Consider the following 10,779-nt stretch of genomic DNA (forward strand, 5'->3'; position numbering starts at 1 on the left):
CTCGTAGGGTGCCGCCGTGACCAGCGAGATAGCGCTCTTCGTCAACCCCACCGCGGGACGCGGCCGGGGCGCCCGCGCGGCGCAGCCGGCCGCGTCGGCGTTGCGGGCCGCCGGCTTCTCCGTGCGCACGGTCCTCGGCCTCGACGCGGACGACGCGCTGTCCCGGGCCCGCCAGGCCGTCGCGGACGGCACCGGCGCGCTGGTCGCCGTAGGCGGGGACGGCCTGGTCCACCTGGCGCTCCAGGCCGTGGCGGGCACCGGCACCCCCCTCGGGGTGGTCGCCGTCGGCACCGGCAACGACTTCGCGGGCGCGCTCGGCCTCCCGCTGCGCGACCCGGCCGCCGCGGCGGGACGGATCGCCGCCACGCTGAAGGAGTCCCGGCTCGTCGAGGTCGACCTGGGCCGGGTGGACGGACGCTGGTTCGGCACCGTGGTCGCCACCGGATTCGACTCGCGGGTCAACGACCGGGGCAACCGCATGGGACTGCCGGTCGGCCGCTTCCGGTACGACCTGGCGATCGTCGCGGAACTCGCCGCGTTCCGGCCCCTGCGGTACCGGCTCACCCTGGACGGCGGGGAGACCCGCGAGGTGGAGGCGACCCTGGTCGCCGTCGGCAACGGGACCTCCTACGGCGGCGGCATGCGGATCTGCCCCGGCGCGGACATGCGGGACGGCCTCCTCGACGTGACCGTGGTCGGCGGCTGCGGCCGCGCCACGCTGCTGAAGGTCTTCCCGCGCGTCTACCGGGGCACGCACGTCGACCACCCGGTGGTGACCACGTACCGCGCGTCGCGGATCGAGCTGGCGGCGGAGGACCTGACCGCCTACGCCGACGGGGAGCGGCTCGGCCCGCTGCCGATCACCGCGGAGTGCGTCCCCCGCGCGGTGCGGGTGGCGGGCGCCGGCTGACGGCGGCGCCCCGCAAAAGATCGTTCGGTTGTCGGCGGCGGCGGGTACGCTCGAACGTACGATGACAGAGGATCTCTCTCCCGCCGAGCGGTACGCGGCAGCCCGAAGGCGCGCCGCGGAGCAGGCCACCGCGCTCGGCACGTTCCGCGAGATGTACGACTTCGGTCTGGATCCGTTCCAGATAGAGGCGTGCAAGGCCCTGGAGAGCGGCAAGGGCGTGCTCGTGGCCGCCCCCACCGGCTCCGGCAAGACGATCGTCGGCGAGTTCGCCGTCCACCTGGCCCTGAACCAGGGCAAGAAATGCTTCTACACCACGCCCATCAAGGCGCTCTCCAACCAGAAGTACTCCGACCTGTGCCGCCGCTACGGCGCCGACAAGGTCGGCCTGCTCACCGGTGACAACAGCGTGAACTCCGACGCCCCGGTGGTCGTGATGACCACCGAGGTGCTGCGCAACATGCTCTACGCCGGTTCGCAGACCCTGCTCGGCCTGGGCTACGTGGTGATGGACGAGGTGCACTACCTCTCCGACCGGTTCCGCGGCGCCGTCTGGGAGGAAGTGATCATCCACCTCCCGGAGTCCGTCACCCTGGTCTCCCTCTCCGCGACCGTCTCCAACGCCGAGGAGTTCGGCGACTGGCTGGACACCGTCCGCGGCGACACCGAGGTGATCGTCTCCGAGCACCGCCCCGTGCCGCTCTTCCAGCACGTGCTGGCCGGGCGCCGGATGTACGACCTGTTCGAGGAGGCCGAGGGCCACCGGAAGGCCGTCAACCCGGACCTGACCCGGATGGCCCGGCTGGAGGCCAGCCGTCCCTCCTACCAGGAGCGCCGCCGCGGCAAGATGATGCGCGAGGCCGACCGGGAGCGGGAGCGCCGCCAGCGGTCGCGGGTCTGGACGCCCAGCCGCGCCGAGGTCATCGAGCGCCTCGACGCCGAGGGCCTGCTCCCCGCGATCACCTTCATCTTCAGCCGGGCCGGCTGCGAGGCCGCCGTCCAGCAGTGCCTCTACGCAGGCCTCCGGCTCAACGACGACGCCGCCCGCCAGAAGGTGCGCGAACTGGTCGAGGAACGCACCGCCTCCATCCCCACCGAGGACCTGCACGTCCTCGGCTACTACGAGTGGCTGGAGGGCCTGGAGCGCGGCATCGCCGCCCACCACGCCGGCATGCTGCCGACCTTCAAGGAGGTCGTCGAGGAGCTCTTCGTCCGCGGACTGGTCAAGGCGGTCTTCGCCACCGAGACGCTGGCCCTGGGCATCAACATGCCCGCCCGCTCGGTGGTGCTGGAGAAGCTGGTCAAGTGGAACGGCGAGACCCACGCCGACATCACCCCCGGCGAGTACACCCAGCTCACCGGCCGGGCCGGCCGCCGCGGCATCGACGTCGAGGGCCACGCCGTGGTGCTGTGGCAGCGCGCGATGAACCCCGAGCACCTGGCCGGTCTCGCGGGCACCCGCACCTATCCGCTGCGGTCCAGCTTCAAGCCGTCGTACAACATGGCGGTCAATCTGGTCGAGCAGTTCGGCCGGCACCGCTCGCGCGAGCTGCTGGAGACCTCGTTCGCCCAGTTCCAGGCCGACAAGTCGGTGGTCGGGATCTCCCGGCAGGTGCGCAAGAACGAGGAGGGTCTGGCCGGCTACAAGGAGGCCATGACCTGCCACCTGGGCGACTTCGACGAGTACGCCCGGCTGCGCCGCGAACTCAAGGACCGGGAGAACGAGCTGGCCCGGCAGGGCGCCCACCTGCGCCGTGCCGAGGCCGCCGCCTCCCTGGAGCGGCTGAGGCCCGGCGACATCATCCACGTGCCGACCGGCAAGTACGCCGGGCTCGCCCTGGTCCTCGACCCGGGCCTGCCCGCCGGGCGGACCGACGGCCACCGCGGCTTCGACCGGCACGACGGGCCGCGGCCGCTGGTGCTCACCGCCGAGCGCCAGGTCAAGCGCCTCGCCGAGATGGACTTCCCGGTGCCGGTGGAGCCGCTGGACCGGATGCGGATCCCCAGGTCGTTCAACGCGCGCTCCCCGCAGTCACGCCGCGACCTGGCGTCCGCGCTGCGCACCAAGGCCGGGCACATCGCGCCCGAGCGGCACCGCAAGCGCCGCGCCGAGGCCGCCGACGACCGGGAGATCAAGCGGCTGCGCACCGCCCTGCGGGCCCACCCCTGCCACGGCTGCGACGACCGCGAGGACCACGCCCGGTGGGCCGAGCGGTACCAGCGGCTGATGCGCGACACCTCGCAGCTGGAGCGGCGCATCGAGGGGCGGACCAACACCATCGCCCGGACCTTCGACCGGATCGTCGCCCTGCTGACCGAGCTGGACTACCTGCGCGGCAACGAGGTCACCGAGCACGGCAAGCGGCTGGCCCGCCTCTACGGCGAGCTGGACCTGCTGTCCAGCGAGTGCCTGCGGGCCGGCGTCTGGGAGGGGCTGAGTCCGGCGGAGCTCGCGGCCTGCGTCTCGGCGCTGGTCTTCGAGTCCCGGTCCGGGGACGACGCCCTGGCGCCCAAGGTGCCCTCCGGCAAGGCCAAGGCCGCCCTGGACGAGACGGTCCGCATCTGGGGCCGGCTGGACGCGCTGGAGGAGGACTTCCGCATCCGGCAGACCGAGGGCGTGGGCCAGCGGCAGCCGGACCTCGGCTTCGCCTGGGCGGCCTACATGTGGGCCTCCGACAAGGGCCTCGACGAGGTGCTGCGGGAGGCGGAGATGCCGGCCGGCGACTTCGTGCGCTGGTGCAAGCAGGTCATCGACGTGCTCGGCCAGATCGCCGCGGCGGCCCCCGCCGAGGGATCCACCGTGCCGAGGACGGCGCGCAGGGCCGTCGACGCGCTGCTGCGGGGCGTGGTCGCCTACTCCTCGGTGGGGTAGCGGCGGAGCAGGGCACCGCCACCCGGGCGCGGGCCTAGGAGGGGAAGCCCTCCAGCTCGCGCCCGCTGCGGAACTCGTGCCTCCGCCCGGTCACCGGGTCGGTGAAGCGCAGCACGCGGGCCAGCAGCTGCAGCGGCCGGGAGAAGTCGTCCGGGGCGGCGGGCGGGGCCACCACGGGGTACAGCGGGTCCCACAGGATGGGCACGCCCAGCGCGCACAGGTGGACGCGCAGCTGGTGCGTCTGCCCCGTCTCCGGAAGCAGCCGGTACCGGCCGAGGCCTCCGCGCCGCCGGGTCAGCTCCACCCGGCTCACGGCGTTGGGCTCGCCCTCCACCTCCCGCGCGGTCAGCGACCCCCGCTCCTTCACCAGGCGGCTGCGCACCACCCGGGGCAGCTCCAGCGCGGGGTCGTGGGGGGCGACCGCCTCGTACTCCTTGACGACCCGCCGGTCCCGGAAGAGCGTCTGGTACGCGCCCCGCTCCTCGGGCCGCACGGTGAACAGGACCAGGCCCGCGGTGAGCCGGTCCAGCCGGTGCGCGGCGGTCAGGGCGGGGATGCCGAGGTCGCGCCGCAGCCGGGCCAGCGCCGTCTCGGCCACATGGCGGCCGCGCGGGGTGGTCGCCAGGAAGTGCGGCTTGTCGGCGACCACGATGTGCTCGTCCCGGTACACGACCTCCACCGGGAACGGCACCGGCTCCTCGGCGGGCAGCTCGCGGTGGAACCAGACGTGCAGTCCGGCCCGGTAGGGGGTCTGCGGGTCCACGGGACGGCCGTCCGCGCCGACGATCGCCCCGGCGGCGAACATCGCGTCGATCACCCCGGGCCCGGCCGCCAGCCGTGCCCTCAGGTGCTCGCCCACGGTCGCCCCGGGACCGCCCGCGGGCAGGCGGACGCGCACCGGGTCGACCCCGTCGCGCTGCGGCAGCGGGGAGGGCGGTGCGGAGCTTCTGCGGGCCATCGGTGCGGCGGGCGTCCGGTGCGGGCCGTCGGGCCCGCACCCGGTCTGATCCGTCAGGCCGCGGCCGGGGAGAGGACCCGGCCGGAGGCGGCCGGCGCGCCGGCCGCCTCCGGGGCCGCGCCCTCCTGCTCGGCCTCGACGGCGGCGTTCCACTCCGGCTTGGCCGCCTGCCAGCGGTCCTCGGTGTGGCCCAGACGCCAGTAGCCGGAGACCGACAGGTCCTCCCGGGGTACCTGGCGCTCCAGCCGCAGCATCCGGCGCAGGTCCCGGACGAAGGCGGCCTCGCCGTGCACGAAGGCGTGCACCCGGCCCCCGGGCCACTCCATCGCCGTGACGGCCCCGACCAGCAGGGAGCCCACCGGGGCGTCGCCGCGGTGCAGCCAGACGACCTCCGCGTCGGTGTCGATCTTCTGCTCGTCCTCGGGACCGGAGACCTCGACGAAGGCGCGCACCTCGGCCCCCGCCGGCAGCGCCTCCAGGGCCGCGGAGATCGCCGGCAGGGCGCTCTCGTCCCCCACCAGCAGGTGCCAGTCCGCCGACGGGTCCGGGGCGTAGGCGCCGCCCGGGCCCAGCATCAGCAGGGTGTCACCGGGCCGCGCGCGCAGCGCCCAGGGGCCGGCCAGGCCCTCGTCGCCGTGGACCACGAAGTCGACGGTCAGCTCGCGCAGCTCCGGGTCCCAGGCGCGGACCGTGTAGGTGCGGGTGACCGGCCACTGCTCGCGGGGGAACTCCTCGCGGACGCGGGCCATGCTGAACGGCTCGGGGTACTCGACGCCCTCGGCGGGGAACACCAGCTTCACGTAGTGGTCCGTGCGGGTTCCCGCCTCGAAGCCGGCCAGGCCCTCGCCGCCGAAGACCACCCGCTGCATGTGCGGGGTGAGCCGCTGCGTGCGGACCACCCGCCCGAGGTGCGGCTTCGGCGGACTCTTGCGGACCGGGCGCGCTGACATGACGGCCTCCCTGCTGGTTAGCTTAGGCTCCCCTAAGCTAGCACCGAATCGGCGGTCGTGACCTTGCCCGGGCACATGTCGACGGCGTTTTCGTCCCCCGGAGCCGCGTCACGCCCCGTCCGTCGCCCCCTCCAGGGTCGCCAGGAGGCGCTGGAGCGACCCGCCCAGGTTCCAGCGCGCGGCCAGCGCCCGCACCGTCTCCGGGTCGCGGGGCGCCCGGGGCAGGGCCGTGCCGACCTCGGGGAGCGGCACGTCCGGGGCGACCCGCACCACCTTCGGGGCCACCGCCACGTACGCCCGGGCCTCGTCCAGCCGACGGCGCTGCGCCGGGGTGAGGCCGGAGGCCGGGTCGTCCACCGCGGCCATGATCCCGGCCAGGTCGCCGAACCTCTCCAGCAGCTTGGCGGCGGTCTTCTCGCCGACCCCCGGCACGCCGGGCAGGCCGTCGCTCGGGTCGCCGCGCAGCAGGGCCAGGTCGGCGTAGCCGCCGCCGTCCACCCCGTACTTCTCGCGCAGCGCGGCCTCGTCCATGATCTGCGGGTTGCCGACGCCCTTCACCGGATACAGCACCCGCACCCCGCGGGCGTCGTCGACCAGCTGGAAGAGGTCCCGGTCGCCGGTGACGATGTCCACCGGTCCCGTGGCGCGGGCCGTGAAGGTGCCGATGACGTCGTCCGCCTCGTAGCCGGCGACGCCGACCCGGGCGATGCCCAGCGCGTCCAGCACCGCCTCGATCACCGGGACCTGCGGCGAGAGGGTGTCCGGGACCTCCTCGGCGTCGGGACCCCCGGCGCGCTCCTCGGCCACCCGGTGGGCCTTGTAGGAGGGGATCAGCTCCACCCGCCACGCCGGCCGCCAGTCCGCGTCCATGCACGCCACCAGGGCGTCGGGGCGGTGGTCCCTGACCAGGCGGTCGATGAAGTCGAGCAGGCCGCGCACGGCGTTCACCGGCGTGCCGTCCGGCGCCTTCACCGATTCGGGCACGCCGAAGTAGGCGCGGAAGTAGAGGGAGGCGGTGTCGAGGAGCATCAGTCGTCCGGTCACGTCTGGTCATCTTGCCGTACCGGTGGTTCGGGCACGTCTCGGGCCGGACACGGATGTGAGCGTGCCGTGAAGGCGGCCGGGGCGGGTGTTTGTCCCCGGTGGGCACGGGCAGGCACGGCTTCTGCCCGCGCCTGTTGCATATGCCAACGGCGCGGATGTCGGACGGAAGGACGAGAGGCAGAACGTGTCATCCAGATTGCGGGCCGAGCACGTGTACAAGGTGTTCGGCGGTAGACCCGGGCAGACGGTGGAGCGGCTGCGCAAAGGCGCCGATCGCGAAGAGCTGAGGTCCGACGGCGTCACGGCCGCCGTCATCGACGCCTCCTTCACCGTGGAGCCGGGCGAGATCTTCGTGGTCATGGGCCTCTCCGGCTCGGGCAAGTCCACGCTGCTGCGCATGCTCAACGGGCTGCTCGAGCCGACCGCCGGAACCATCAGCTTCGACGGCCAGGACCTGGCCTCGCTCACCGCCGCCGAGCTGCGCGCCCTGCGGTCGCGGCGCATCAGCATGGTCTTCCAGCACTTCGCGCTCTTCCCCCACCGCACCGTGCTGCAGAACGCCGCCTACGGACTGGAGGTCCAGGGCGTCCCGCGCGCCGAACGGGAGGAGCGCGCCGCCGCGGCGCTCGCCCTGTGCGGGCTGGAGGGCTGGGAGAAGTCCTGGCCCGACGAGCTCTCCGGCGGCATGCGCCAGCGCGTCGGACTGGCCCGCGCGCTGGCCACCGACGCCGACCTGCTGCTGATGGACGAGTCGTTCAGCGCCCTGGACCCGCTGATCCGCCGCGAGATGCAGGACCAGCTGCTGGAGCTGCAGAAGACGCTGCACAAGACCATCGTCTTCATCACCCACGACCTCAACGAGGCGATGCGCCTCGGCGACCGCATCGCCGTCATGCGGGACGGCGAGATCGTGCAGATCGGCACCGCCGAGGACATCCTGGTCCGCCCTGAGGACGAGTACGTCGCCTCCTTCACCCGGGACGTCGACCGCTCCAAGGTGCTGACCGCGGCCTCCGTGATGGACGCCTCGGCCCCCGGTGAGGAGCCCGGCTGCGGCTGCCCGACCGCGACGCCCGACACGCCGTTCGACGAGCTGTGCGCGCTGTGCGCCGGGCTCCGGCACCCCGTCGCCGTGGTGGACGACGAGGGCGCCGTGGTCGGCACGGTGTCGCAGGAGCAGCTGGTCGCGGTGATCGGCGACGTGGACCTCGACGCCGTGGACGCCGCCGGCACCGCCTCCACCGGCGGCACCGGCGGCGCGGCCGGGAGGCCCGCCGCCTGCGACCGGCATACCACCGGCCCCGAGGGGGTGGCCGCCTGATGCCCCGCATCACCTTCGGCGAGTGGGTCGACACCGGGGTCGAATGGCTCCGCGCACATCTGGCCTGGCTCTTCGACTTCTGCAGGACCGTCTTCGAGGGCGCCTACGACGGCCTGGACGCCGTGCTCCAGGCGCCGGAGCCGCTGCTGCTGACCGGCATCCTCTCGGTGGTCGCCTGGCGGCTGCGCGGTCTGTCCGCCGGCCTGCTGTCCCTCCTCGGCTTCCTCTTCGTCGACGCGCTCGGCCTGTGGTCGGACTCCATGTCCACCCTGGCCCTGCTGCTGGTGGCCACCGTGATCGCCCTCGCCGTGGGCGTCCCGGTCGGCATCTGGGCCGCGCGCTCGGACCGGGTGAGCGCCGCGGTGCGCCCGGTGCTGGACTTCATGCAGACGCTGCCGGCCATGGTGTACCTGATCCCGGCCATCATCTTCTTCGGCACCGGCGCCCCCGCGGGCATCGTCGCCACCCTGATCTTCGCCGTCGCGCCCGCCGTCCGGATGACCGAACTGGGCATCCGGCAGGTCGACCCCGAACTGGTCGAGGCGGCCGAGGCCTTCGGCACCACCCGGCGCAACACCCTGCTCCGCGTCCAGCTGCCGCTGGCGCTCCCCACCGTCATGGCGGGCGTCAACCAGGTCATCATGCTGGGCCTGTCCATGGCGGCCATCGCCGGCATGGTCGGCACCGGCGGCCTCGGCGGCGCGGTCAACGAGGCCATCGGCCAGCTCGACGTCGGCCTGGGCGCCGAGGCGGGCCTGTCCATCGTGATCCTCGCCGTCTACCTGGACCGGATGACCGGCGCGCTGGGCCGGGAGCTCTCCCCGCTGGGCCGCCGAGCCGCCGCGGCCGTGCGCACGACGGGCCTCGCGCGGGTCCTGTCGCACCGGCCGCGACCGGTCGTCGCGGGGGTCGGCGTGGTCGCGCTGGCGCTCACCGCCGGACTGCTGGGAGCCGTGGGCGGCGCGGGCGACGCCCCCGCCACGGCCGTCGGCGACGCGGCGGACATCGGCAAGGGCAAGAAGGTCACCATCGGGCACGTCGCGTGGGAGGAGGCCGTCGCCTCCACCTACGTCTGGAAGAACGTCCTGGAGCGGCGCGGCTTCGACGTCGAGGTCCAGCAGTACGACGTGGCGCCGCTGTACACGGCGCTGGCCAACGGCGACATCGACTTCCAGACCGACGCCTGGCTGCCCACCACCTCCGGCCCGTTCCTGAAGAAGCACGGCGGCAAGGTGGAGGACCTGGGCTCCTGGTACGGACCCACCTCCCTGGAGCTGGCGGTCCCGGCCTACATGGAGGGCATCGACTCCATGGAGGACCTCAAGGGGCGCGCCGACGAGTTCGGCGGGAGGATCACCGGCATCGAGCCCAGCGCGGGCGAGATGGACCTGCTGAAGAACAAGGTGCTCGGGGAGTACGGCCTGGAGGGCGAGTACGAGGTGGTCGACAGCTCGACCCCCGCCATGCTCGCCGAGCTCAGGCGCGCCTACGCGGCCGAGGAGCCGATCGTGGTGACCCTGTGGTCGCCGCACTGGGCGTACAGCGACTTCGAGCTGAAGAAGCTGAAGGACCCCAAGGACGCCTGGGGCGCCGGCGACGAGATCCACACGCTGGCCCGCGACGGGTACTCCGAGGAGAACCCGGTGGTGGCCGGCTGGCTGCGCGACTTCACGATGTCGGAGAAGCAGCTCACCGGCCTCGAGGCGGACATCAACGCGGCCGGCAAGGGCAACCAGGACAAGGCCGTCAAGGCCTGGCTGGAGAAGCACCCCGGCCTGGTGGACGAGTGGGCCCCGCTGCCCGAGGGCGCCAAGGGCGCCGAGGGCGACGGGGAGGCCGGACGACCGCTGGAGGTCGCCTGGTTCCCGTGGGAGGAGGACATCGCCGTCACCCACCTCTGGAAGCACGTCCTGGAGGACCGCGGCTACACGATGAACCTCCGGCAGATGGACGTCGGCCCCGTCTACACCGGCCTGGCGAGCGGTGACGTCGACCTCAACTTCGACGCCTGGCTGCCGCACGCGCAGGGCAACTTCTGGGAGAAGACCAAGGACGACCTGGTCGATCTCGGCAGCTGGTACGAGCCCACCTCGCTGGAGATCGCGGTGCCCTCGTACGTCGAGGGCGTCGACTCCATGGAGGACCTGAAGGGGCGCGCCGACGAGTTCGACGGCAGGATCGTCGGCATCGAGCCGGGCACCGGCGAGATGAACCTGCTGAAGAAGGACGTCCTGCCGGCCTACGGCCTGGAGGACGAGTACGAGGTCGTCGACGGCTCCACCCCGGCGATGCTCGCCGAACTCGAGCGCGCCTACGCGGAGAAGGAGCCGGTGGCCGTCACCCTGTGGTCCCCGCACTGGGCCTACGACCGGTACGGGCTGACCAAGCTCGCGGACCCGGAGAAGGCCTGGGGCGAGGGAAACAGGATCCACACCATCGCCTCGGAGGACTTCCCCGAGCAGTACCCGCGGCTCGCCGGATGGATCAAGGGCTTCCGGATGAGCGAGGAGGAACTCGCCTCCCTGGAGGCGGAGATCGTCCGCCGGGGGCAGGGCGAGGAGCCCGAGGCCGTCGAGGCGTGGCTGAAGGAGCACCCGGACGTCCCCGCCCGGATGACTTCCGACGCGTGACGGCCGCCCGCCCGCGCCGCTCCGCCCCGGTCGCCCCCCGCGGCCGGGGCGGAGTGCGTGCGGGACCCGGCCGGCCCGCGCCGCACCCGCCGCGCCG

Annotated in this window: 7 protein-coding genes; 4 read left to right on the forward strand and 3 right to left on the reverse strand. The window is 73.5% G+C overall.

All coding sequences use genetic code 11. The features are described from left to right. Positions 1–16 precede the first annotated feature (16 nt). On the forward strand, positions 17–910 hold the full coding sequence (locus A2U95_RS17540) for a diacylglycerol kinase (RefSeq protein ID WP_166023637.1): 894 nt from the start codon (positions 17–19) through the stop codon (positions 908–910). Between the two features lie 61 nt (positions 911–971). Then, positions 972–3,779 carry a DEAD/DEAH box helicase gene (locus A2U95_RS17545; protein WP_166023639.1) on the forward strand — a complete coding sequence of 936 codons (2,808 nt, stop codon included), beginning with the start codon at positions 972–974 and terminating at the stop codon, positions 3,777–3,779. Positions 3,780–3,813: 34 nt separating this feature from the next. Here A2U95_RS17545 and A2U95_RS17550 read toward each other — a convergent pair whose 3' ends face one another. The 3 genes from A2U95_RS17550 to A2U95_RS17560 all read right to left on the reverse strand — a co-directional run bounded on the left by A2U95_RS17550 (position 3,814) and on the right by A2U95_RS17560 (position 6,731). Further along, on the reverse strand, positions 3,814–4,737 hold the full coding sequence (locus A2U95_RS17550; protein WP_166023641.1) for a pseudouridine synthase: 924 nt from the start codon (positions 4,735–4,737) through the stop codon (positions 3,814–3,816). Between the two features lie 53 nt (positions 4,738–4,790). Beyond that, the gene (locus A2U95_RS17555; protein WP_166023643.1) at positions 4,791–5,687 is read right to left on the reverse strand and encodes a siderophore-interacting protein; all 897 of its coding nucleotides are present in this window, start codon (positions 5,685–5,687) and stop codon (positions 4,791–4,793) included. 108 nt (positions 5,688–5,795) lie between these two features. Further along, positions 5,796–6,731, reverse strand: coding sequence for a 5'-3' exonuclease (locus A2U95_RS17560; RefSeq protein WP_240957355.1), 936 nt, complete (start codon positions 6,729–6,731; stop codon positions 5,796–5,798). A 184-nt stretch (positions 6,732–6,915) separates the two neighbouring features. Here A2U95_RS17560 and A2U95_RS17565 point away from each other — a divergent pair, with 184 nt between their 5' ends. Together A2U95_RS17565 and A2U95_RS17570 are read left to right on the forward strand one after the other, a co-directional pair. Continuing rightward, entirely contained in the window at positions 6,916–8,052 is a 1,137-nt protein-coding gene (locus tag A2U95_RS17565) for a quaternary amine ABC transporter ATP-binding protein (RefSeq protein ID WP_166023644.1), read from the forward strand. Beyond that, entirely contained in the window at positions 8,052–10,682 is a 2,631-nt protein-coding gene (locus tag A2U95_RS17570; protein ID WP_166023646.1) for an ABC transporter permease/substrate binding protein, read from the forward strand. The genes A2U95_RS17565 and A2U95_RS17570 overlap by 1 nt, the downstream gene beginning before the upstream one ends. The last annotated feature ends 97 nt before the right edge of the window (positions 10,683–10,779 follow it).

Origin of the sequence: Streptomyces chilikensis (assembly GCF_001642695.1) — a bacterium.
GTDB classification, from domain to species: Bacteria; Actinomycetota; Actinomycetes; order Streptomycetales; family Streptomycetaceae; genus Streptomyces; species Streptomyces chilikensis.

Coding starts and splice junctions, on each gene's coding strand:
- A2U95_RS17545 (WP_166023639.1), top strand. CDS start 972: ATGACAGAGGATCTCTCTCCCGCCGAGCGGTACGCGGCAGCCCGAAGG.
- A2U95_RS17550 (WP_166023641.1), bottom strand. CDS start 4,737: ATGGCCCGCAGAAGCTCCGCACCGCCCTCCCCGCTGCCGCAGCGCGAC.
- A2U95_RS17555 (WP_166023643.1), bottom strand. CDS start 5,687: ATGTCAGCGCGCCCGGTCCGCAAGAGTCCGCCGAAGCCGCACCTCGGG.
- A2U95_RS17570 (WP_166023646.1), top strand. CDS start 8,052: ATGCCCCGCATCACCTTCGGCGAGTGGGTCGACACCGGGGTCGAATGG.